This window comes from Legionella fallonii LLAP-10 (assembly GCF_000953135.1).
GTDB lineage: Bacteria > Pseudomonadota > Gammaproteobacteria > Legionellales > Legionellaceae > Legionella > Legionella fallonii.
Window position 1 is genome coordinate 214,764 of sequence record NZ_LN614828.1, and the last position, 23,998, is coordinate 238,761.

The following is a 23,998-nucleotide window of genomic DNA, read 5'->3' on the forward strand; positions in this document are numbered from 1 at the left end:
AAGTTGTGAATCTATTCATCATGAAATTTTTCCTCCAAATGCGTCATAAGTTCATCCACGCGGTTTGCAAGTTGTGCAGGCTCTGCCTCACCAAACAACACGGCATACGCTTGATTGGTAGGACGATTCACGAGGTACAGGGCTGGCACTACGGGCTTGTATTCACCAGATACATATAAGGTTTGAAACAGTTCGGGTGTTAAATTGGCTGAATCAAATCCATCCAAAGACTCTCCATCCAAACTGTAAGCCTCTACAGGGATATGAAAACTGGATGCAAAATCACGAAGTATGGGCGCAAATTGATGACAATGAGGGCATGTGGAGCGGTATATAAAAATAAAGTAATGTTGTTCCGAAAGCACATTGATTCTTTTGTTTTTGGTGCGCTCCAATACCTGTTGCTCTTGTTTTTTATTTAAGAGCTGGGTTAATTCATTCAGTGCTACATTCGCAAAAGACTGTGTGCTTAGAAGGAATAGCACGATTAAAAATAACCATTTTTTCATTCATTCACTCCTTCATAACTAAACCGTTTAAACTGCGTCATCACATCAAAAATGCGCTGCTTCAACTCTTCTAAAGATAAAAACCCATAAGACACTGGCGACATCTTGTTACTCTTTAAATCCACAAAATAAAGAGCGGGCATGTACTTCGCCTCAAGCGCTACTTGTTTTTGAACCGTTTCCAGAGAAATTGATTTAGTATTAGGAAGTCCATCAATGAGTTGGCCATCAGTACTGACTGAAATCATGGAAAAACCATATTCTTTAATAAAGGGCATCAAATGCATGACCATTTTTTGTGAAATGGAGCTCGTGCCACGATAAAATAAGATAAAGCCGAAACGTGTACTGCTTTCTTGAATGACTTTGTTGATTAATACTTTTTGTGCATCATTGCGTACTGCAATCGCCGAGTTATCGGTTGGAAAATTAAGCGTGCTATCCAGCTCAGGATGGACTAATAAGACTTGTTGCCAATAGCGTACAAATTGCTGGTTATTTTTTGAATAATCCATCTGCGCCTTCATGTATTCATGTGTTGAATCAAATGAAGGAGAGAGCAACGCCTCGGCCAACTTATTCAGTGTGGCCTGACGTTTATCCATTAAGCGCTCATAAGGGGATTTCACCACAGGAGCAGGTCGTGGCTGCACTATTTTTTTAATCGGTTTGGGCGCCTCTTCAACGCTATACCAATGAAATCCTTTTGCATGCTCCTGCACAATGTCCGCATGCAGCGATGTCACGAACAGTCCCCATACCATCAGCATCAACAGGCGGCTCATAATTCACCTGCCTTTTTTTGCATTCTTCGAGTGACTTCATCAATGGATTTTTTAGGATCTTGAGATTTGATCTTTAGATCGCCTGCAATCCCTGCCGCTTTATTAGGCGTCCCATGGCCAAAAGGATAGATGGGCTCAACAAAATCAACCCGCCCCAAATCCATCTTCTGCAGTTCTGCAACACTCATTCCTGAACAGGTTGGATGTTCTGCATCACCCAAACCATGACCATTCACTTGTGTAAGACGAGCCTCCTGGATAATTCGGGCCATTTTGCTTGGAAAGACACAGTAAGAGCGTTTGTGTTCTAAACAAACCCCAGCCACTTTTTCACTGCAATACTCACCTAGATAATGAGCCACATAATTTAATTTAGCACGACCCAGTGCTTTGTCTTCCTCACGACAATGAAGCAAGTCAATGTCTTTTCCCCATCCCTTATCATGACAACAATCAATAAGATCCAAGGGCCATATTTTGCATTGCACTGCCTGTCCGCCAAAAAGAGATGCATTGGGTTGTTGACTTAATTCATGCCCCGCTTCCCCCACAACCGCTAAAGAAGAAACGCTTTGCCCAAAATCACTGTTTTGGGTTTGGGAATGCTCTGTACACTCACCATCGGCACAAAATAAGTCTTTAATACATTCGATAGGTGCTTCACACACATTTTCCTGACAACTGTATGTCTGTTTATACAGGGCACAAGCCTGCTTATCAAAACGCGCGCACTCAGAGGCCGTTTGAAAACACCCTTTGTTTTTCTGCACGAGGCATTCATCAGCAACCGCGCTGGAACAAGAGTACGTCAGCTCTTTTGCCCAACACGCACGGGATACAGGAAGACCATCAATTACTTTAGGTGACTGAGTATCCGTGCATTGTTCTTTTTTGATTCGACACAGCGAACCCTTATTTTCAAAGCTCGTGCAATTACTGTCCCAATATTCTTGGCTAATGTAGGGTTTGGAATGCGCCGTGACCGTCAAAGCAACTTGAATAGGATAGATTCGGCCCCATTCTTTATTAATATAAAAGGTCAACAACCCATTATTAGCGCATGTTGGGGTGCCAATCACCTGAACCCAATAAGCATTCGCACCATTATTTCGTATTGAATGAATGGTGGCACTCATTCCATCACAAGGATGTTTCATCCGAATGGGATAAGGAACCGAGCCTGCCACTGCATTAGTGATTGCTCCAGTCACCAAATTCACACTAATCACTCCGGTCCATTTTTTAGCGACCGAAAACGAAAAATCAGCGCGTTGCACCACTTTTTCAGAATCCACCACGACCTTAAGGTTCTTGGAGCAGGTTTGATCGGGCAATGAACGAGAGCTGAAACACTGTTCTTCATGCGTCTTCATTGTACAGACAGGCTTTTGATTGGAGCATTGAACGCGATTATTGGATTCTCCGTGCGTAATCGCATAGCTTTCATCCTGAATCAATTGAGATTGAGCCAATACAGAATTAGCTTGATTCAGTTCAAATTTGTTTGTTCCAAAATGATCAATAACGGTTTGAGCACCAGGATCATTTTTAATCGCCGCATTAGCCTGACTTGATAAATCCGTTTGTTCCTTTTGAACCCCTTGATAATACCCTTCTTGTGCAGGGTGCTCTGAGTACTGATCAAACAGCGCATGGGGATCAAATCCGTGCATGGCATCTTTAGGTTGGGCGTTTAACGATTTAGCGTAATTTTTAAAAGTTTTGAAATCCGTTCCTGTTTGATTCGCAAAACATCCCATAGAAAGTAATGCCATGAAAACAACCCACTTAGACATGAGTGTTCTCCAAAAGAGCCTGAGCCACCTCGTTTGCACTGTCCCCTTTCTGTGCAATGAGTTGTAAACTGTTTTTTATAGATGCATTGCCATACACCACATCATAAGTCTGTTCGGGACAAATAATTTGCTGTCCACAGGAGCTCGGCCTTTTGCTCACAACCAGTGCAGGCACCGCAGTAATATGAAACTGTTCAAACCATAAAGGATCAATCGATACTCCATTAAATGCCCATTTGGACTCCTTGGCCTTAGCATGAAGCTTGGAAAACACCCTTATGGTTTTTTTAAAATCCCCCTCAATCAGACCATTAATCACTACTGGAATTTTATAAGCAGCTGCCTCATTGCTCAGTGAAAACAACAAGGATTCTGGCATGGAAAAAGAAACAAATAATACGGCTCCATCAACAGTTTGCCCTTTTTGAGCAACGGGGGCTCCTTGGCGTGAACGTTCAATAATCTGATCAATCAAAGTCTTATTTTGTGCATAGGATTGATTAGATGTCACATTCCAATGAGCCAAGGTGTCTTGGCTTACTGAATCGTGCAGAGCCTTCCCCGTTACCGATGCCTCATTAATAAAATCATTCACATTGGCATGGCTTGCCGTGGCTAAAAACAGGCTACTTAAAAAAACTCCAAATGCATTCATGATTCATCCCCATCATTTAAAGAAAACAACAGTTTCTTTTCTTCCAAATCAAAAACCCAAAATTATCTCCGTCACCTGGATAGGTGTGCCCTGCTTCCCACTCAATCACCGATTGCCCAAACGGATGGCAATGATGTGCTTCAGGCAAGGTATTCACCAGCTGATAGCGATAACGGTCTTTGGGCATAATGCTCGATGCATAGGTATGACATACAGCAGGCCAATCTTGGCCTATTGAATCGCGTATCGCAGGTGTTGGAGGTCGATGCAATTTAAAATCAACGCGTTCTGCAAGTAAGGCTGCGGTACTTATAGGACTTGCTTGATGCGCAACAAACCCCGTTAATGGATACGTAGAACCTTGCGCACCTTGACACCAAAAAAGACTGTTCACAGCGGTGCTTGTAAGTGCTTTGGTCGCATCAAAGGCACAAGAAGCTCTTGCAGGCGGGGAGGTAAATAAAACGGCTTCAGGATTTAGAACAAAGGCCAATTCTGAATCATTCCAAGTGGGGTCTAACTCCGACGGATATAAGATGTCAAAATCTTCAGTTTCCATGCACCCTAAGGACGTTAACACCTGCAGCCAATACACCAGAGGATATTTGTACCAATGAACGTAATAAAACGCACCGCGTCCATCCGTCTCCGGCATCTGTGAGCCACCTAACCCTTTTTTAGTGACATTCAGTTGCACGCCTAAATTGACCATACACCAGGGTTTAGGCGTCACATCAACCAAGGCAGCAGGCTCCCAATAACCAATAGTGACGCCTAAACGCTCGCCAATTGGTGTGGGGCATAAACACAAAGGATTGCTTGGATTTTTTGTATCAGGATAACTGCTTTTAACTATCTCACTGCTGCCAATGGTGAGTGGAAACAAACAATTCCAGCAGACATCCGTAATTGGATTAACAAAGTGCCCTTTGCATTGAGACGCATAAACAAAGCTTGGCGAGCTCAATAAAAACAGCACCATGAATCGGGCAAGCAATCGGCTCATCATAGTAATCCACCAAGAATATGCAGGCGATTGCGTCTTCTCATTGCAAAACTTAAGAAAAAAACAACACCAAAAATAATCAATGAATGATTCAATGCTCTTAGCGATTCGGCATACTGGATTAAGAGTGTTGGGAGCAAAATCCAGGTCATATGGACTAAAATTTCTATATAAAAATAAACCTTATTCCAATCAATGATTCGGTATTGATGGCTTGCTGTTCCCTCACAAAATGAAAGACAGGAAGATAGGGATAAATAAATTCCAATTACAACACCCGCTACAGCTAAGTAGAAAGGCCATGAACTTCCGTTTAATTCATGAAGAAATTCATGAGGATTTTGAGAAAAAATGAAGGCGAGAATTAATCCAATAAATAGATGATAAATCCCATAGACGCTAAGCGAACAAATGCCTCTGGTTATTTTAATCACCATTTTTTTATTCATAGTACCTACTCCTATTTGTGTAGCTCGTGTTGCCCAATTTCTTGAATACGCCAAACCAATCTCTTCTGGCTGACTATTGAAGGCACATGCTTTAAGTGAAAATAACGACTCAAGCGCCCTTCTAAATCAAAATAAACTGAACCCAAAGCTCCAGAGGTTTCCTTAACATCCCCTCCGGTTAAAATAAATTTCACCTGGTCAAAATGCTTATAATGTGCTTTGGCCCAGGCAAGTTGCTTCGGATCATCGGCATCGAAAAAAAACAGCGTTTTAGAAAATGACACGCGTTCAAAAGGATTAAGATGCGCACCCTTCTTAGCAATCAACACCCCATCATGGGTATAAAGTGTTTGATTCACGACGATACTTGGATCTAACTCATGCGTTTTAGGGGTAGTTGTTGTGGGTAAATGAAGAGGTTTTGGCCTTCTCACGTGCTCTTCCACTCGCGCCACCATTTGTTGCTGGTGCTGTTTCAAGGCACCTGTTTTCTCTAAGCGATGCAGCTTCGCCATGATGACCTGGCGGATGTCCTGCTCAATAACAGGAAAAAGCTGGCCGTAATTGCCTAAGTTTTTGGCATATACCGGAGCTCCGTTCATTAAGAGTGTTGCAATCAAACCCGCTACTTTCTTCATAATGCACCCAGCTTTTCCAAGGTTGCCGCAATCACCTCATCCGTCACATCGAAGCGTCCACTGGAGATCACTGTTGCGGTGATCAGGGTCACATGATGAGAAGCCCCATACTGAGACAAGGTCTGAGGCAACAACGACGAATACTGCTTTAACACCTTCTTTTGTTCTTGTTCTGATAAGTTACTTTGGCTCAATAAGACCGCCGGCTGATTCAGTAAGCGCTGCATATCCACTACAGCAATCGGTGTGGTCTTGTGCATGCTCCATAACACCATGCCAGACAAAACCAAACCCGCTAGAATTAAGAGTTGGGCTTTATAATTACGCAGCATCGGCAAGACCTCCCTCTACCAACACACTTTTGGATAAACCATAATGTTTGTTGGCTACCAACATGGCGGCATGAATATACGAGCGCCCTTGCGCGATATAATCCATTACTGCTTGATAATCGCGACCATCGGAAGACAATAGGACCCGTGTAAACGGATCAACAAAAAGTCGATTAAACGAAGAAATACCGTCTGCACGAATCAGAACTTGTGAAAATCCAGCATCCTTAGCTTTAGGAAATGCAGAAAGTAATTTAAATTCAAAATCAGAAAACGTGTTATGTTCTTGTTGGTGCTTGGCTAGGGAATCTGCATCTTGAAGAAAAATGAGTTTGATTGCAGAATTTTCCCAAGCAGCACGTGCTTCAGGAAAGGCGTAATAATCATCGATACCTTGCGTGATCGTCACAAAGGACGCATTATGCCGCCGTCCTGTACGAAAACCTCGGTTAATGAAATTAACTGCAATTTGATCGCCAGAAAATAAGGACCAGGCTTCATCAATGATGCACATTTTTTGACGGCTGCGATCAGAATTAAACATACGGCCTTGAAACTGAGACAAAATAGACAGTAGTACAGGCGCACGAATGTGTTCATCGTCCTCAATTTCTTTTAAATCCACGACAATAATTCGTGCATCAGGCGCTAATTTAGATGGCGCATTAAAGACCGTCCCATGCTCTGAATGAGTACAATAGGGATCAAGATTTTTCGCCAGAATTTTTCCTGTAGGGTATTTTTCTCGGTCGTTCTGATGCAATTCCAGAAGCTTAGACTGCACATGATCAATTAACGTGGTTTGTTGATGCTCAAAAAACGCCTGAAGTATTGCCTCTCGTAACGTTCCTCGATCATCATCACTGGCCCCATCCTTAGCGCACGCTAATAATTGAAACAAAGAAAGAATATGCTGTATTTCTTTGCCAATATTCGTTACATGAGTAAAGGGATTCATTGCCAAATTGGAGTATTCCAGATAAACACCACCTAAGGCATGGCATAACTTCTTATAACTTCCCCCAACATCGACAATAAAGAGATCCCCTCCGTTGAACAGCACGTTGAGCATCAGCATTTGAATAAAAAAACTCTTCCCCCCGCCTGATGTGCCGGTCACAGAAATGTTGTAATTCGTGCCCAACTTACCAGAGAACGGATCGATACAAGAAAATTGATTGCGTAATGTCGGTAATAAAATGCCCGATCCCGTACCCGACCAATCCGAAAGAATAGGCATGTATTGAGTCGCATTCCATGAGGAAATAGGCCACATCATCGTGGGTAGCTGAAATCCTTTTTGGAGATGATTCGTAAATAAAAAAGGCAACGTTGCCAGAAAATAAGGAGATTGCATCCTACGGCTTAAAGCGAGCTTAATACCATTATAAGAAAAGCAGGTACGAGCGGCTTCCACATCGCGGGCATATTCGGAGCGTCTGGAAAATAGCACGACGTTATACAGCATTTTACAAGAGCGCGTCTTTCCTGAAGCCAAATCATCGCGAAAATGACGCCATTCACGCGCTTTTTTTTCAGTCCCTGCAACATGCAGCGCATAATCTCCCTTTGCTTTTTTATCCAAATCACTGGTTTTGCGATTCGCACGTCCCTGCGCTTTGTTTTGCTCGTCAACCAGGTAGGTAACAGAAATAATGTGATTACAGGGGATGCTTTGCTCTGAGTGAAAAATATTGGCACTGTTATTAATGTTATCCCAAAGATGGTATTCACCTGGTAAGCCATCAATGGTCATCACTGAGACAACCGTTTCGAATGCCTTACCTTGATTATTAACCCCACTCACAAGCAGGCCTTCTTTGGCTACCTCCACATCAAAATCACGACCAATCACCTGATGTTTAATGAGTTGCGTTGGTTCATAAGAGGAAAATTTGGGGTAAATATTATCGGGTTCATGAGCCAGGTAAAAATTAAGTAAGCGTAATAAATCTTCAGCATTACAGGTTCTAAAACCAATTTTGGCCGACATTAACGAAGCTTCAAAGGCAATACGAAATTGAGCAAAGCAGGCTTTAACGTCTTCCTCATTTTTTCCATTGATTTTATCAACTACGACATAACACTCGGTTTGTGTAATTCTGGGATTAACATTGGTATTGGTTTTAAATCCATGAACTGCCGCCTCACCATAAAACGAACGAAGGCTTTTACCCATCACACTTAACTGCTCAAAATCTTGATTCATGAACTGCTTTGAAAAAGCATCCAGCTCCGGTCCCACTTGATTGTGTTTGACTAAGATGAGCTGTAAGGTAAATTCATCAGAAACCTTGGTTCTTAAAATCGAATCCAACTGCTCTGCAATTTTTTCATTCGCACCGGTTAACGGGGTGATGCGATACAATAAACCTGAGTTCCAACGATTAATAAATAAATGCGATTCCTCATCATAATAATGATAAGGAAGCTCCTTACAAAAAAGAGGGTATTGGTGATCGCCTACATTTAAGGTATTTTGGGAAGACGACTCATCCTCCCCATCCACCAAATAGTCATCGATTGAATTCCTAAAACCCTGGACGTATTTTTTTAGTGTTGCGAACATAGTTAATCCTAAAAAAGTTCCGTTTCATTTATTTTGAATAGGCGCTGCAGCCTACACATTGCTCTTGTTGCACGTATTGCCCATCCGGTGTAAATCGCCGTGCATCAACCATACGATTCACCTGCTCCATGCTTTGGCACCCACCACGCTCGACAAAAGGACAGCGAACATCCTGATGATCAAAAATGGATCGTGAACACCCCGTAAGCATCACTGCCGAACAACAGAACAAAACAAGCCATGCTTTAACCATGTACGTCTCCTGTAGGATTAACTGTTGAAAAGAGCGGTTGATTGGGCATCCCATTCTGATTTAAGAATTGCTGCGCCGTTTGCGTATCGGATTGGAACGTGTTTTGTGGCCCAGAAGGCTCTCCACTGTTACTCTCCCCTGCTTCACCGCCTACCCGGCTGATGGTTGTTGTAATCGCAGCCTCATTTTGAGCCGATTGATTATCAATGGATTTGCCCGACTCAAACGATTGGTGCGCCCTATCAATCCAAAAGCCTTTGGTGAACATGATGGACACACGACGTCCAGCACGTGCCACCACCAATGGATGATAAATATCGGCGATTTTCATGATGTAGTCGGAGATTTTATTGGCCGGATTACTCACAGCCCCTCCTGCTGCTGATTGCACGAGGGTGGAAGCCTGGCCGTAGGTAGTAATGGTGCCTGCTGCTGGATTAATGGTTTGAGCCGTATTAAGGTTTTTAAGCCCATCTCCAAAACCTGCTAAAATCCCTGCAGCAGCACTGTATTCTAAAAGAGGTTTGGTTTTTAAAATGGACGTGCCGCGTAAGTCTTGCATCGCATCCAAGTCATACACTGCGCCATACACCTTTTGCTCAAAACTTAAATTAGGTTTCGCGCACGAGAGGGTTTCAAGATGCATCACTACCGCGTCATCGGATAAATCACCATAAGTTGAAACAATAGCCAGACAGCCATTAAGGCGTGAATGACGGTTGTTGGGCATAATCCCATTGGAATCCAGACGAATCAGTGCCGTCCCCATATTTTTAGCACCATTAATTCCAGCATCCCCTTTTGCTCCACTCAGTAAAATGCCTTCGGCGTGGGTTCCAGCCCATACGTAATTATCCGGTGTGCGCTCTTCTTTTTGTTGGCGGCGGTAATTAAAATGAACCGTTTCAAGCCCCGCTTTTCCATAATAGGCTTTTTCATCCAGGATACGTTGTTTATGACGCGCTTCTATTTCCTCACGCGTAGGCGGTCTTGCGGCCACCGCAGCTAAACTGGTTTGTGAATTTTTAAGCAGTGCAACCTGTAGTTTTCCGTTGATTTCTTTATTTTCAAGCGCCAGCTTCTCTAATTGTTTTTGCATAGCGCTTAATAAGGCTTGGTTTTCGGAAACCAGATCGTCTGATTTGTTTGGTGTGTTCTTTTTATTTTTTTCTACCAAGGCTTTGAGTGCGTCAATTTGGCGTTGTTGTTTTTCAAGTACGGCCTCATCACTTAATTTACTAAAGGCGCTGTCTAATACCCCATCAAACACAGGCTTTTTATTTGCAGGAAGCGTAGGTTGTGTCTTTGACGAATAAAGATAGAATCCATAACACAATCCACCAAGCAGCAGAAAAGCCAAGCCATTACGGAGCTGCTCCATTTTGGCACTTTGATTAAGATTGGCTTTTTTACTTTTATTCATTAACTTTTTAAACGGTTTCATCATGACACGCTTCCTTATTACCCGATGTTGGATTGTTCACGGTAAATGCCATAAAAATAGGCGGTTTGACTGGCTTGCAACATTTTTTCTGACAGCTCCATCGTAACCAGTTTGGGGTGATCGAATAATGTTGGCGTTAATTCCATTGGTTTTTGGGATTGATTTTCAATGCGATACACATATCCCGAAGAATCTTTTCCTCGGTATTGTTTCACCAGAGTTACTTTTAACTGTTTATGCAAACGAAAGGTCGTGGGCTTAATCTCCACTTCTTGAAAACCGGAAGGCTGGGTCCCTTCCATAAGTGCCGTCATTAAATCGCTATTTTGATATTGGCTCTGCTCTTTTGCCTTCGCATAATCAAATCCTTTTAATTTTTTGGATACCAATTTTATGGTTTTACCCAAATCTTCAGTCGGAGATATGGTGGCTGAGAAATGATGATTCAGACTTGTTGTGAAATAGACGGTTAACGGAATATGTGCTAATGGCTTTAAAACTACAGCACCATCTAAATCATCCTCTGTCTCTTTGCTTTGCTCCACAATAAAGGAATGTTCAGGAAAACTGACTTTAATAATTCGCTCACCTTCCACATCAATGCGATTAAAGTTAAGAGAAGACAAAGACAACGTAAATCGCTCCCCTTCTTCAAATTTAAGCAAGGCGGCTGTATTGCCGGCATGCAGTGAGGTAAGGAGCACGCAACTTAACACGAGAATGTGAAGTGATTTCATTGGTGAATCTCCTTAATAGCCTTAGGCCACATCATCCCGTTCAGGTGATCAAACTGGACTAAATACACTTTGCTTTGTGGCTTAACTTCCAGACCATGGCTGGTTCGATTTAAAATACCCTTTACCTTGGCTTGTAAGGTGGATTCGTCTATTTCAATGTCTTTTTCATAAAACACAGAGCTGATATTTTTTTCTTTCACCACAGAGGACTCTGAGTCCAGAATGGTTTTGAATGCCTTTTGATGAGACGCAGGAATTAAATGCACTAATGAAGCAAATCGAGCTGCTACCGTATCTGGATTGTAGGTTAATCGTAATTGAATGACCCTTTTAGTCATGTCTTTAATATAGGAAGGAGAAAAGGAAGAGTTACTCAAGAAGTAACCGTCTTCGATACAGATGGGCAACCAATGAGTTTCTTTGTTATTAACGACATGAACGCAAAGCCCACCCAAAATGAACACGGCAATGGTTGCAGTGACCGCCCAAGCCAGTGTCAGATGAAGCAACACTTTATTTTTTGAAAGCACATTGTCACGAAATACACGATCCATAAACTCACCCCACGTAGATTCGATGCGCTGAATTAGGGAATGACCTAAAAATAAGCGTTGTCATGGCATGTGGTAAGGACCAATAAATAATTCCTAATAAAACCCGTAAAGGCAGTCCACCAAACTGAAAATGCATGATTAAACTTAAAACGGCCCCAATTACAAAAAGCTGCGGTGCATAACCGATGAGTAATCCAATACCCGTGAGCAAATACACAGGTAGTCCAGTGGTCAAAGGAATCCCAGCAATGCGTGGTTCCTCTGACAACATAAACGTGGAATAGTTATGCGACATAACTTAAACCCCAATGGGTGAAAATCATGAGTAAAGGCAACCCCACAAACACCCAGGGACTTTTGGTTTTCATCCAGGTAACGCCGGCCACCAGTGTTTCACCCGCGTATAAATAACCTGGCAAATCCGAATTCTTACCAAAGGTTGCACTGACATCCCCTTTCATCGCACTTAAATAATTTTGACCTTCTGCATATCCTGTATTGGTAAGACATAAAACAACAACCCAGCTGAAGACCAACAAGGGGACTGACCACTGTATAAATTCATGAAGCTTGATACTGCTTTTTCTGATTACTGTACTGACATTCATAATGCCCTCCTTTAGTTTGATGAACGCTGATTGAGTGAATCCAATTCGTGAATTAAATGATTTATTTTTTGTGCAAAAGGCCGTGTCATTGATGAGAAATAAGGACAATCGTTATAATTAGATGCAACACGTGCTAATGTCCTATTCACAAGATCGAGATTATCCCGTGCGAGCTCTATGCGTTCGCCTCGAATTAGGGAGGCAGATTGCTCCAGCATACTTCCTGAATAACCTATATCGGTTGTGCAATACTCTTTGAGGTTGGCTTTTGCCAATTGGCTCAAACTAGTCCCCAAAAATTGGCACTCTGAAGCCAATGCCTCTTTATCCAGAGAAGCTGAAAACACGGCTCCCGATAAAAGCAAGGTACTTAGGAATACTGATGATTTTTTAAGCTTCTTTTGTTTCATTTTTAATGAATCTCCATTTTTTGGGTAAAGAAATCCCCTGAGCCCCAATTTGTGCTCATTTTTTATTCTTTTTTATTTAATAAATCGCGGTTTTAAAAAGAGTACTTATCCATCCATGGTCACTCCTTTTGACTTAATAATTGATTATTTTTTTTCAGTTCCACTAAAATTTGTGACAACATCTGATTTGTTAAATCCAGTTTTTTGTACAAAGCCACATACTCCGCTGTTTTAGATAGTTCTGGCACCTCGGTATTCAGAGCCAACAAAAACTCATAAAGGCCCCCATTAATAAATAGGTGCTTGAAATATTCGACATCCTGTTCCTCATTCATTGGAACATTGGCTGTAAGTACCTGATTAAGTTTTACGTTGTTTTCAATCCCTGTCTCTGGCTCAGCATAAGTCACTCCACTTCCAACCAAGAATGTCATCGATAACATGACTATTTTAATTGCGTTCATTAAGTACTCCTTTTCTCATTCTTTAAAATTAATCCGATGTCTGATCTGTATCTGGAACGGTGATGTTCTCAAGTTCACTCTTCATCACGATAACTTTTGCAAGATAAGGTTTTATCTTTGGTGATAGATGAACACAGTAACTTCTTGCATTGCTGATTTCTTTTAATTCATTGTGTCCATAGGCCATAGAAACCAGCGCCCTGTCTTTGTTTTGGTGTTGCAATTCATGTCCTGCTGACTCCAGGTATGCAGCAGCGATTGCGACATCTCCAGAGCATAAATCGGTGGTGTGTTCTTCGGCTATCTGGTTTAATTGGTAAGACACATCAAAAATTCGCCGTTCTAAATCGTAGTTATTTAAATTAGCTGCAACAGCGTATTGCGCACCTAATGTCATGATAATAAGTCCAGCTAGTATATTGATTCTCATTACTATTCCCTCTTTAACAGATTATTTTTTAAGGCATATGCTTCTTTCATAGAGCTCTATTCAGGCTAATCAAAAGATACCAGCAATTGTTTTTATCAAACCCTGCTCTAATGCGGGACGTGCGTCCACAAACTTTAGATTCATTTTATTTGCGCTCGACACTACACGCGTTTTATAGCTTTGATACTTGCTGTCGCGTGAATAATTTTGAGAGATCATTGTGCTACTGCCATTTTTTAGATTCGATTGCACTTGCTCTTTAACCTTAATTCCTTTCCCCACTTTTTCGCTGATTTGAATGTCAGTAATCATCGTATAATTAATATCTTTAACTAACGAATCCGCGGCCATACCAATTAATCCACCACCCAAACCACCAGCGACCATTCCGGCCGTGGAGTTAGTGAAACTTCCTGCAGCCGTACCTACCACAGCTCCTGCGATAGCAGACTCATAACCACCAAGTAATGCTGATTGGCTCGCTGAAGCATTCATTTTCCCAATTTTTAAGATATTTGCTTGCAACATATAATGTGCAGCATCGGGATTATCGAGTACTTTATACCCATGGTTAATTAATGCAGTTTTTAGCTGAGGCTGGATAGCAACCTCTTCATCAGAAGTATTTCGCACAGAAACATAAACCGTTTTTTGAGCACTGGATACGGGGTGTAAAAAGATAGTGTCGCTTTGTTTTGTACTCACTTGCAACGAACCGTGTTCTAGGACAGTGTGGGTTGCCGCACAGCCTGTAAGTACGGTCATTGCTCCAACGAGCAATGATTGTGTCAATCCTGATTTAATGTATGCATTCATTGCATTATCCTAATTTATAAGCAGTTAATTCCAGTGAGATACCCTAAACTGGCTCGTTAAGCGATCAATTACTGTTTCATTCAAGGTCATATCATGCGTATAAGCACCCTCTTTAATCTTTTGCATAATTTGTTTTTGAATCTCAAAACGATGGATTGGAATAGACTTTGGCGCATCAAATGCCAGCTTTATTTGACCATCGTGTTGTTGCTCTAAAACAGTACAAAACACTTCATTTCCGATAACCACGGTATCCCCTACCCTGCGCGTTAAAATCAACATATTTATTCCTCTTCTATTGGCTTATTTTTATCTGTTAATGCACTGTTTCATTCTCAATCGGATACATTAAAAACAACTGCTGCCGTCTCAATAATGAATAAGCATAGATTGCCGCTTGTGCATGTTTATCAAAATCCAAACCACTTATGTTTATGGCTGCCTGTTTTAAACAGGAAATACAACTCTCTAAAATATCGAATACTTCTTGTTCCACAGTCATAATTGATTATTTTGATAAGCGATAAGGTTATTGAACCATCATTTAAATGAAGGTGCATTCACCTAGGTGCAAGGAAGAGAAAAAAGTGAAAAAAATTTTTTACAGTGGGGTTTTTAATTAAAATAGTTATTGTAATCGTAGGTAATAACCCAATATTTAGTGAGTTTTACATAATCGGTAAAGAGTTGTTCCAAGTTAGATTCATGCAGATCTCTATCCTTTAGCCAGTTAAAAAACGACTTACCTTTTAATAGATTACGCTCCTCTCTAAATTGCTCCACTTGATAGATAAGCTCATATTCGGTTATCCCGTAGGGTTGTTTATCAAGAATCAACAGCAAGGATTGATAATGATGCTTATTCTTTTTTGTTGCAGGAATAGCGAGTAACTTAAGAATACATGCAGCTCGCTGTATATGCGTTGTATCTTCTGCTTGCTGACATTTAGAGGCGCTTAGCCATGCAGGCGAAAAAGTAGATTCAATCAATTTTTTTTCAAAAAAAGTAAATTCTCTTTTGTTTGTATTCAAGGCCAAGTTTTTATTTGGCACCGGTTGTTGATTTAAGTAATGCAATAACGACTTGGCATCCTCTTTTTTTAAATCTATATAATGAGATTTAATCAAATCATAAAGCTCATTGGGTACATGCCGAGCAATGTTCTCCCATGTTCTCTCAGAGAAAAAAATTGTACGTATAGAGTCTAAGATCCCCCCTATATTAGGGACATTGATTCGCTCAAGGGTGAAGCGAACATTAATCAACGGTATCGTTTGATCTTGATTGTATTTAGAATAGGCAAGGGCCACTTCATCATCACCATCTAATTCATTATTCTTATACATCTCATATATACGTCCATAACCCTTCATGCCAAAAACATCTAGTTCCGCTGCTCTTAAAGCACCCATTGAAGCCGCACCCCAAACTTCAATACCGTAGTCTAATGCTATTAATATTTCTTTATGCCACACCGAAGGAACCCAAGAAAAATTACCATCGATAATGACAATGCGTTTATACCCTTTTTTTATTGCTTTAAGCACATCACCTTTTTGTATTGAGGGCAAATAACTTGCATCAGGAAATAGTTGCATCGCCTCTTGCTTGGATAGCGACGTTTCTAAAAAAACAACGGTTTCATGCATGACTGATTAAGTCCTTAGAAATGAGCTTTACCTTCAAAATACATAGCTCTTTGTCATAATAGCGATACACTAAAATATCCTGATTATTTTTTTTAATTCGCGTAAAGAGTACCGATAGTGCTTCATCTATCGTTTCTATCGTATGATTCAGTACGTCCGCAAACTCTTTTTTATTTGTAATTACTGGAAACTCATTGCTCTCAAAATCATATTTAGCATGAACCAGATCATCACGAGAACCGGCTATCGTAGTCACACGTGACTGAATGGCCTCCGTCAGTGCGCGATTCAAAGCGATTTGTTTATTAAGATGACACCCATTCCCTTTAAATAAAATTTGGTTTTCAAAAGGATTTTTTGCTTGGATCAATACCTCAAAAGCGGGAATTCCGTACCTATTTTCTTGGTGAGTAATGAAACAAGAAAATTTATTAGAGATATTTTTAAGCAGCTCGTTATTAACCTCAACCATTTCAGAAACCTGTTCAGGCTCACATCGCTCAATAACCTCCAAAAGCCCATGTAACAAAGCCTCTTGATAAGTATTTCCTCCAGCAAGTCCTGTAGAGTCAGGAGAATAAATCAATACCTCGGGCAAATAGGAATTCAAAGAATACTCGGCAAAAGGCACAAGGATACTTTTTTCCGCAAACACTAAATCAGCATGAATCCAATTCATCGATTGGGATGGGGAAGTATAATGCACTGAACTTGCCAGATGATTTATTGGTATAAAAAAAACATTGTCTTGAGCTAATTCAAGCTCTGATTTATTCACTACTTGTGGAACTAATTCTTCAGCAAAATAGACTTCAATCGACTCCATCAGCGCTGAACATTGAGCCGCCTCTTTGGTTAATCCTTTTCCCTGGCTCGTAGTTAAGGATTTCGCTCTCGGTCTTATTGCACTATAAACAGGTAATCCTGAGTAATCCAAATGGGTTAAATCGGCTAATCGCGTAATTCCTGCCAGCCTCTTAAAAGGAGTCAATACGCATAGGGTTTCTTGGTAATGGCGAGCTCTTAAAGACGTTTCTGTACGTTCAAAATTCATTTAGAAAGCCTTTCATCAAGATAATAAGCTTCCACACCTAACGCTCTAAGCTCTGATGAGAACAATTTACTTCGATACCCAGACGCACAATAAAAAACCAACTTTTTATCTTTATAAGATAGGAAAAACGAATAATCATTATTATCCTTAATAGGAAAAAATAAATCATCATCCAACTTAATAAATTCTCGCTCTTCTTTTTGTCGTATATCCACAAGAAAATGTTTGTTTCTATCAAGATCATTGAAGGTAATTCCATAATCAGTGCATTGACTTTTCAGGTTGTCAAAATTGATTGTTTTTTGCTTGCAGGCAACACAGTCATTACTCTGTTTTATAAATAAAGAAGAAATGCTGAAATTTTTCGCATCAATGATTCGTAATTGTGGTAATTGGGCATTCTCTGCATTAAGTAAATAATTTAAGGCAAGGTTAGCCGCCATCGTTCCGGCTATTCCTGTTACTGTTCCTAATACACCGGCCTCAGAGCAATTAGGAATAACGCCCGTAGGAGGTGGACTAGGATAGACGCAACGATAACAAAACTTTCGCGTATCAAATAAAACAAGCTGAATAATATCCACTAAGATACTGCAACTGATAAATACTTTGTTTTTTAAAACACAAATATCGTTAATCAGATAGCGTGTTTCAAAATTATCGGTTCCATCAATAATCAAATCGACATCGGTACTTAAAGAGTACCCCAAATCCACATCAAATTTTTTAGTATGTGTCTCTATAACCACATTACTATTCACTTTGCCTAAAACATCTTTTGCTTTCTCAGTCTTATAATACCCAACATCAGATTCATTAAATAAAATTTGTCGATGTAAATTAGAGCAATCTACTTTATCATCATCAACCAGAATTAACCTTCCTACACCTGCTGCAGCAAGGTATTGAGCCACCGGACTTCCAATACCACCAAGCCCTACAATCATCACCGACGCATTATTTATTAGTTGTTGGCCATGCTCCCCAATAACCACTGTTTGCCGTTTGTATCGGTCCATTCTGGCTATCCTCCTGATATAGAGGCGACAATACAGATCTCATCATTAGAGCGAAGCGTAATGTCTTTGGTAGATGTCATTTGTTTTGAATTAATGAATACGGAAATGTATCCCTTAGAGCAACCCTCTTCATCAAACAACTGCTCATATTTCTCTTTATAAAATTCGGCCAGTATCTGTTGTAAATTTGACTTATTAGAAACCAATTGGATTTCTTTTCGTTCTGAACTAAACTCTATTAATTGATATTCATACATTCTTATAACCTGTAGCTTTTTATATAAAGGATATATATAATTCATACATATCTAACTAGGGTGGTGCATATGAACGAACAACTGTTTAAAGACCTAGGTAAAAACTCATCTGCAGCGAAGATGAGACTTTAATCTATTCAACTCAATAAACCTCTACAATATCTTGCTCGGCAAGAAAAGTTCCTGCCTTGTTTATCTTAGCAAGAGAATCATCCCAGCAAAGAACCATCGCTGATTTAGACATATGTGCCATGTGTTCACTTGTGTCCTCTGGTTTAACAAAAAAAGTCCATTCATTTTGAACATTAAGCTCGGGTTTTTTAATATTCTTTATCACTCCTTGTTTTCTAGGAAAGTAACCACACACAAAGTGTCTTTGATTCTCTACTAAATCTGGAGGCTCAACGCCGCACACAATACAACATAAAATTGTTTCAAGACTGATGGAATATTTTTTTTGATATAATTTATTTAAACCAATACCTGGTGGTCTGGCATTGGTTTCAATAAATTGAATATAACCATCCTCACTCATGAAAAACTCGGTGTGAAGTACTCCATTATTGAATCCTAATAACCGGCACACGTTCACGGAAGCATCCAAGACAGCTTGTCTCTGATGTGCGTCTAAAATATTCAGGCTAAAAATAGGTACATTTTTACTGACCATGAGATGGTTTGGATGAGTATATTTTCTGGCCTCCACAAATATTATATTCCCATCAAATACCGCCAACTCCGAATGATATAAATCATCGGCAACATACGCTTGAGCAATGTACTGTTCTTCGCCTTCTTTCTTATTGGTTAAAAAAAGGCAAAACTCCTCTTCCGTTTTAATATGATAAGTTTCATAAGATCCAGAAGAGTTAATGGGTTTAATAAAAATATCCTGGGCCCCTATTTTTTCTTTAATTGATGTAAAAGTTGGAGATTCAATCAATGTGGTTGTTTTAGGATAGGGAAAAGAATCATCTAACTGGCGATACATGAGATCTTTATGACTTAATAACATGGCCTTATCCAAGCTCATGCCAGAAATATTAAGACACTCACGAATCTTGGCTATATCTACAAACAAATCTTCTGAAAAACATACAATATAATCTGGGCGAACCGAATCACAAATCGCCAATAGATCTTCATAGGAAAATGAATTTACTAACACATGCTCCCTATCTTTAACCACCTTGGAGGACTCTTTTATTACAAAGACAGGAGTGATTCCTCGTTGATAGAGTACATCACCATCAATTAATTCATAATCCTGTAGAGGATCAATACACAACAATGTCTTTATTTTCATTATATTTAATTCCAAAACACCCTACTAAAAAAGCAGTTTTCGAAGGAAATTGCTCCACGGAATAACCAAGTTTATTGGTTATTTCTAAAAATCGAGGATCGTAATCAAAAATGGTTTCTCTTGGTAATTTAAATAAATTATTAGTGACTTGATTTCTCTTTTCATGAAACAGGGTTAACTCAAGCATCGTTGCACTATCAAAAAAGGGTGTGTTTTTAAAATGGCCCAATTTATTTATATAATCTGCATACTGGAGATACGTATCATAGATCAACTCACAGCGCTGCGGTTTATTAGCAAAAGAAGTCGGCTTAAAAGCCATCTCTTCTTTGAGGATCGAATAAAACACGGGATTGTTTTTAGTTTTGTCAAAATGCACCGGTTCCATAACAAAAGGGGTGTATTTCGATTTGTAAATATCACGATAGGTTTCAACAATAAAATCCAAAGGCAACAAGTCATCACTAACAGCTAAACCATAACCAGGAACCTGTCCTGTACCTATAGTAATTAATTGGCTAATCGCGTTATTAGTAAATTCATTCTGGGATATTTCAGGATGATTGGCTCTAATATAAGCCATTAGATAATTATAAAAAGGCAGATTTGCATAATATCCATTTTGATTAGAATCAAATTCCATGATTAAACTTAACAGAGTCGGTAATTTATTGGCTTTAATTAATGCAACGATTTCAGAGGGGAACACTAACAATTTGGCTCGCCAGTTACAATTAGCCGCTTCACACAAGCTCTTAAACGTTAAATAATGATTTCCAAGATCATCTGGAACCGGAATATCTGCTTTAAAATATCGTTCTAAACTTGCATGAGGCCTTGCGTCTGCCACAGGGCAAAGCAAAAACGTGTTCCTTGCACCAGACGATATTTGCAATATATCTGTAGGATGATGCGTATTTGAAGCATTGTACAAAGAACTAACGTTTAAAAAATCCCCTTCGCTGTATATTTGATGAGTACTTGATTTTCCTTTAAATTCAATGAACATTTCGAGTTTTTTCTCTAAAACCATTGAAAAGGGAACAGACGATAATTTTCCGCCTGTATTAGGCAAATAAAAATGATGTTCATCTGCAATGATTTGCCCATATTGATAGTCAAGCACCGAAAAAAGCATGTTTTGAATACCATCGATGGTTTCTAACACGTCATAAAGTCGCTTGTTAACTCTAGCTATGCCTGCTTTTACCTGATCCCAAGATAATTCACTCATGATATCAACATCAAAGTCCAGTTAGTGAGAGAAATAATACAGGAGAAGTTGAGTATATTCAACGACGATGTATTTTATGTAACAAAAATACTTACTAAAAATAAAATTTTTTATTGCAATAACGCTTTTCAAGTTATAAATTATGTTACTTGAAATGCATTAAATAGAAACGGAGTTTATATGATGATAATCGACCATGTAGATAATCAAATCATCAAGATGATAGTCAACGGATGCCATGTGAATGACATTGCTGAGGACACAAAAAAGTCTAAACGATACATTCTCTATCGACTCAGTGATCTAAAAACAAGTTTCAATTGCAAAACCACACCACAATTAATTTATATGCTGGCCACATCAGGGTTAATTAAGTAAACTTTTCTGCACATGGATGTATTATGAACAATTCGATTTATTATTTGGGCTTTAACAAGCTTCTTTCATTAACCAAATGCCCGAAAGAAGCCCTTCTTTTAGATAAAATTATCTTTCATCATCAAGGCACTCTTTTGAAGCGTGAGAATAGATTATGGTTTACTAAAAAAATCCCTGAGCTTGCAGAAGAACTGGGCTTTAGTGAAAGCCGCACATATATCTATCTCAAAAACTTGGAGGAAGCAGGGTTTATTATTCGTAAAAGATTTAAATATTACGGTGTTCCACGTTCATTTATAGCAATTTCAGAATTACTTCAACACAAATTACAATTGATCATTAAGGCACCTGAAAACATCATTGAGATAAAAGAAAAGAGCCCTAATTCTGCACACGATATAAACGAGAGAATGGATTCTCCCGTTTTAAGAGAATCCATTAATAAAGATCAAAATAAAGTAATTAATAATATTATTCATAACAATTCAAGCAATACATTAGCACTTACTGAACTCAATATCGTTAAAGGGATGTTGTTGAATGTGCAAAGACAGCACGGAGTAAAATTATCGTCACCCCAAAAAGTTTTTGATGAAGTGGTATTTTCAATAAACAACCAGGAACAATTTCAAAACATTGGCACATTCCAGCATAAAATTAATATTATCTCTCAACTTCTTCGCGCAAATCGCTGGAAAACACCAAAAGGGTTTAATAAATATTCTCCTGAAGCAAAACGCTATCAAGAAAAAGAAGAGCAGGAACAAGTAGCACGATTAACTCTTAAAAAAGAAGAGTGCAGTTACTCTGGATTGAACGAGGTTGCAACACATAACCGCCTGCAAAATGTTTATGATTTGCCTCAACCGCCCAGCCCTAACATAAAACTACGAAAGTCACTGCAAGTACAACAAAGTCTTATTAATGGCATTAAAAAAGATATTAAAACGATAAAAAACCCTAATATATTGGAAAACTTTCTAAAAATACTGGCTCAGGAGGAAGCAAAATTATCAAAATTGCAAGCCGAATATTCGCTGCATTAGATTATGCTATTCCCTCTATTGAGCTACTTGATGTTTTTTGTATACTGCTTTCAATCGTTTTAGAGCATAACCAAAGAATGCATGCACCAAAAATGGCATAAAGGCTTAACTGAGTAAATGTACCCATGTAATGTTCATTACTCACAATCGGATTTAATGATTCAGATTGGGTCATTAAATTGGAAAAGTAATTGGATAAGGTAGCTGCTATTCCTGACGCCATCATCCATACTCCCATCATGAGTCCTTGCAATTTTTCCTGAGCAAGACTTCCTATCATCGCATAACCTACCGGAGCAAGAAGCAACTCCCCTAAGGCTTGGAAAAGATAATGCGCAACAATCCAACTCATGCTAGTTAATCCATTAGCATTGGAATTTTCTATACCAATAGTTAGTGCCAAAAACGATAACGCAATAAACACTAAGGAATATATAAATTGTCTCGATATAGAAATAACGATGTGTTTTTTTCTTAACCTCTCGAATAAAGCAATTACTATAGGTGAACCAACAATTACAAAAATAGAATTCAAATTCATCAGCCATTGCGGAGGAATATAATAAGAGCCGATATAGATATCCACGTTATATTTCAAAAATTGCGTAACGCCTATTGGTCCGACAAAATACAACATCCAAAAAACAATAGAGCTTCCGGTTAAAAATACAAAAGAATAAATTTTATTTCTCTCAAAGCTAGTACTTAAACAATGTCCTAATAAGGTAATATAAATTAATGCAGCAACACCTATACAAAGTATGAGACTATTTGCCAGCCAGGAATAATGAAATCCAGCAAAAAGAATTGGCACAATAAGTACAATTAACAACAGCCCTACTCTACCCTTTTTTATTTCCTCTCGCGTATTTGTTTTGTTTTTATCAAAATAGCGCCATGACTTAACGATAAAAAACACGGTAATCAAATTAATTAAATTGCTTACTTCAAATAAGTGCTCGTATCGATCGTGAATATCGATAAATCCTCCCATAATATAACCAGAAAGAAATCCAATATTCATTGCGCTGTAATTATGAAAAAACGCTTTTTCTCGTAATTCATTTTCATGATTACTAAATTGCTGGGTAATAAGGCAGTTAATACAAGTAGAGCCTAAGCCGCAGCCAATCAAAAATAAACTTAATCCTAGATAAACTAATGAATCAGAAAAATTAAGAACTATTAGGCCTAATGTTTGTATGAGTGTTGAGATAGCGAATAGTAATCGATTACTTAGAAACCTATCGCCTATGTATCCAGCTACAAAATGTAAAATAAAATTTGACGCGAGAAAAAATCCAACTATCCCATTGGATTGCATTTGAGTTAAACCAATATTCTTTATTAAATAAAGAGATAATGAGGAGAACAACACAGCAAAACTAAATGTGGTTATTGCATTCAACCAATGCAAATAAACAACCCCTTTCCGATCTTTTTTTACAGCATCCATTTTTAATCCTATATCCTACATATTCATATCTTGGGCATAATTTGATTTTATTATATAACCAGAAATTTTTAATGCTGGCTATCAATTGCATATCAGGATTATTTTCGAAGAAACGCGCTACAAAAATAACTATCGGACCACAG

General features: G+C 39.1%; 30 protein-coding genes. 2 read left to right on the forward strand and 28 right to left on the reverse strand.

Annotated elements, in window-relative coordinates:
* Positions 1–11 precede the first annotated feature (11 nt).
* The 27 genes from trbB to LFA_RS18595 all read right to left on the reverse strand — a co-directional run bounded on the left by trbB (position 12) and on the right by LFA_RS18595 (position 20,975).
* Complete coding sequence (gene trbB / locus LFA_RS18465; RefSeq protein WP_045097903.1) at positions 12–509, reverse strand: type-F conjugative transfer system pilin assembly thiol-disulfide isomerase TrbB; 498 nt, start codon at positions 507–509, stop codon at positions 12–14.
* Complete coding sequence (gene traF, locus LFA_RS18470) at positions 506–1,294, reverse strand: type-F conjugative transfer system pilin assembly protein TraF (protein WP_045097904.1); 789 nt, start codon at positions 1,292–1,294, stop codon at positions 506–508. The genes trbB and traF overlap by 4 nt, the downstream gene beginning before the upstream one ends.
* Complete coding sequence (traN, locus tag LFA_RS18475; protein ID WP_045097905.1) at positions 1,291–3,090, reverse strand: type-F conjugative transfer system mating-pair stabilization protein TraN; 1,800 nt, start codon at positions 3,088–3,090, stop codon at positions 1,291–1,293. The genes traF and traN overlap by 4 nt, the downstream gene beginning before the upstream one ends.
* Positions 3,083–3,745, reverse strand: coding sequence for a type-F conjugative transfer system pilin assembly protein TrbC (gene trbC / locus LFA_RS18480; RefSeq protein WP_045097906.1), 663 nt, complete (start codon positions 3,743–3,745; stop codon positions 3,083–3,085). The genes traN and trbC overlap by 8 nt, the downstream gene beginning before the upstream one ends.
* A gap of 16 nt (positions 3,746–3,761) precedes the next feature.
* Positions 3,762–4,754, reverse strand: coding sequence for a conjugal transfer pilus assembly protein TraU (traU, locus tag LFA_RS18485; RefSeq protein ID WP_407927644.1), 993 nt, complete (start codon positions 4,752–4,754; stop codon positions 3,762–3,764).
* A complete protein-coding gene (locus tag LFA_RS18490; protein ID WP_045097907.1) occupies positions 4,751–5,200 on the reverse strand; it encodes a hypothetical protein in 450 nt (149 codons plus the stop codon). The genes traU and LFA_RS18490 overlap by 4 nt, the downstream gene beginning before the upstream one ends.
* 11 nt (positions 5,201–5,211) lie before the next feature.
* Positions 5,212–5,838 carry a type-F conjugative transfer system protein TraW gene (gene traW / locus LFA_RS18495; protein ID WP_045097908.1) on the reverse strand — a complete coding sequence of 209 codons (627 nt, stop codon included), beginning with the start codon at positions 5,836–5,838 and terminating at the stop codon, positions 5,212–5,214.
* Positions 5,835–6,170, reverse strand: a complete 336-nt coding sequence (gene trbI / locus LFA_RS18500; RefSeq protein WP_045097909.1) for a type-F conjugative transfer system protein TrbI — start codon at positions 6,168–6,170, stop codon at positions 5,835–5,837. The genes traW and trbI overlap by 4 nt, the downstream gene beginning before the upstream one ends.
* A complete protein-coding gene (traC, locus tag LFA_RS18505; RefSeq protein ID WP_045097910.1) occupies positions 6,160–8,739 on the reverse strand; it encodes a type IV secretion system protein TraC in 2,580 nt (859 codons plus the stop codon). The genes trbI and traC overlap by 11 nt, the downstream gene beginning before the upstream one ends.
* Before the next feature lie 28 nt (positions 8,740–8,767).
* Positions 8,768–8,992, reverse strand: a complete 225-nt coding sequence (locus tag LFA_RS18510) for a hypothetical protein (protein WP_045097911.1) — start codon at positions 8,990–8,992, stop codon at positions 8,768–8,770.
* Entirely contained in the window at positions 8,985–10,439 is a 1,455-nt protein-coding gene (locus LFA_RS18515) for a TraB/VirB10 family protein (protein ID WP_045097912.1), read from the reverse strand. The genes LFA_RS18510 and LFA_RS18515 overlap by 8 nt, the downstream gene beginning before the upstream one ends.
* Positions 10,440–10,453: 14 nt before the next feature.
* A complete protein-coding gene (traK, locus tag LFA_RS18520) occupies positions 10,454–11,173 on the reverse strand; it encodes a type-F conjugative transfer system secretin TraK (protein ID WP_045097913.1) in 720 nt (239 codons plus the stop codon).
* Positions 11,170–11,727, reverse strand: coding sequence for a TraE/TraK family type IV conjugative transfer system protein (locus LFA_RS18525; protein ID WP_045097914.1), 558 nt, complete (start codon positions 11,725–11,727; stop codon positions 11,170–11,172). Before LFA_RS18525 ends, traK begins: the two co-directional genes overlap by 4 nt.
* Positions 11,728–11,731: 4 nt before the next feature.
* The gene (gene traL, locus LFA_RS18530; protein WP_045097915.1) at positions 11,732–12,022 is read right to left on the reverse strand and encodes a type IV conjugative transfer system protein TraL; all 291 of its coding nucleotides are present in this window, start codon (positions 12,020–12,022) and stop codon (positions 11,732–11,734) included.
* Positions 12,012–12,335 carry a type IV conjugative transfer system pilin TraA gene (locus LFA_RS18535; RefSeq protein WP_045097916.1) on the reverse strand — a complete coding sequence of 108 codons (324 nt, stop codon included), beginning with the start codon at positions 12,333–12,335 and terminating at the stop codon, positions 12,012–12,014. The genes traL and LFA_RS18535 overlap by 11 nt, the downstream gene beginning before the upstream one ends.
* Positions 12,336–12,346: 11 nt before the next feature.
* Positions 12,347–12,745 carry a hypothetical protein gene (locus LFA_RS18540; protein ID WP_045097917.1) on the reverse strand — a complete coding sequence of 133 codons (399 nt, stop codon included), beginning with the start codon at positions 12,743–12,745 and terminating at the stop codon, positions 12,347–12,349.
* A 119-nt stretch (positions 12,746–12,864) separates the two neighbouring features.
* A complete protein-coding gene (locus LFA_RS18545; RefSeq protein WP_084602260.1) occupies positions 12,865–13,209 on the reverse strand; it encodes a hypothetical protein in 345 nt (114 codons plus the stop codon).
* 28 nt (positions 13,210–13,237) lie between these two features.
* Positions 13,238–13,639, reverse strand: a complete 402-nt coding sequence (locus LFA_RS18550) for a hypothetical protein (RefSeq protein WP_045097918.1) — start codon at positions 13,637–13,639, stop codon at positions 13,238–13,240.
* Between the two features lie 69 nt (positions 13,640–13,708).
* A complete protein-coding gene (locus tag LFA_RS18555) occupies positions 13,709–14,455 on the reverse strand; it encodes a complement resistance protein TraT (protein WP_045097919.1) in 747 nt (248 codons plus the stop codon).
* Between the two features lie 24 nt (positions 14,456–14,479).
* Positions 14,480–14,737, reverse strand: coding sequence for a carbon storage regulator (locus LFA_RS18560; RefSeq protein WP_045097920.1), 258 nt, complete (start codon positions 14,735–14,737; stop codon positions 14,480–14,482).
* Between the two features lie 34 nt (positions 14,738–14,771).
* The gene (locus LFA_RS18565; protein ID WP_045097921.1) at positions 14,772–14,957 is read right to left on the reverse strand and encodes a hypothetical protein; all 186 of its coding nucleotides are present in this window, start codon (positions 14,955–14,957) and stop codon (positions 14,772–14,774) included.
* A 113-nt stretch (positions 14,958–15,070) separates the two neighbouring features.
* Positions 15,071–16,105 carry a TfuA-like protein gene (locus LFA_RS18570; RefSeq protein WP_045097922.1) on the reverse strand — a complete coding sequence of 345 codons (1,035 nt, stop codon included), beginning with the start codon at positions 16,103–16,105 and terminating at the stop codon, positions 15,071–15,073.
* On the reverse strand, positions 16,098–17,159 hold the full coding sequence (locus tag LFA_RS18575) for a YcaO-like family protein (protein WP_045097923.1): 1,062 nt from the start codon (positions 17,157–17,159) through the stop codon (positions 16,098–16,100). Before LFA_RS18575 ends, LFA_RS18570 begins: the two co-directional genes overlap by 8 nt.
* A complete protein-coding gene (locus tag LFA_RS18580; RefSeq protein WP_045097924.1) occupies positions 17,156–18,178 on the reverse strand; it encodes a HesA/MoeB/ThiF family protein in 1,023 nt (340 codons plus the stop codon). Before LFA_RS18580 ends, LFA_RS18575 begins: the two co-directional genes overlap by 4 nt.
* A 5-nt stretch (positions 18,179–18,183) precedes the next feature.
* Positions 18,184–18,480, reverse strand: coding sequence for a ubiquitin family protein (locus LFA_RS18585; protein WP_231865951.1), 297 nt, complete (start codon positions 18,478–18,480; stop codon positions 18,184–18,186).
* Between the two features lie 97 nt (positions 18,481–18,577).
* Positions 18,578–19,741 (reverse strand): ATP-grasp domain-containing protein, encoded by a 1,164-nt coding sequence (locus tag LFA_RS18590; RefSeq protein WP_045097926.1) that lies wholly within the window; start codon positions 19,739–19,741, stop codon positions 18,578–18,580.
* Positions 19,713–20,975, reverse strand: coding sequence for a hypothetical protein (locus tag LFA_RS18595; RefSeq protein WP_045097927.1), 1,263 nt, complete (start codon positions 20,973–20,975; stop codon positions 19,713–19,715). The genes LFA_RS18590 and LFA_RS18595 overlap by 29 nt, the downstream gene beginning before the upstream one ends.
* A gap of 180 nt (positions 20,976–21,155) precedes the next feature.
* On the opposite strand from LFA_RS18595, the gene LFA_RS18600 reads away from it, so the two are divergent.
* Positions 21,156–21,353: a hypothetical protein gene (locus tag LFA_RS18600; protein ID WP_231865952.1), complete on the forward strand. Its 198-nt coding sequence runs from the start codon at positions 21,156–21,158 to the stop codon at positions 21,351–21,353.
* A 23-nt stretch (positions 21,354–21,376) separates the two neighbouring features.
* Complete coding sequence (locus LFA_RS18605) at positions 21,377–22,399, forward strand: helix-turn-helix domain-containing protein (RefSeq protein ID WP_045097928.1); 1,023 nt, start codon at positions 21,377–21,379, stop codon at positions 22,397–22,399.
* Position 22,400: 1 nt separating this feature from the next.
* Here the strand turns inward: LFA_RS18605 and LFA_RS18610 are convergent, their stop codons facing one another.
* Positions 22,401–23,855 carry a peptide MFS transporter gene (locus tag LFA_RS18610; protein ID WP_045097929.1) on the reverse strand — a complete coding sequence of 485 codons (1,455 nt, stop codon included), beginning with the start codon at positions 23,853–23,855 and terminating at the stop codon, positions 22,401–22,403.
* Positions 23,856–23,998: the final 143 nt, after the last annotated feature.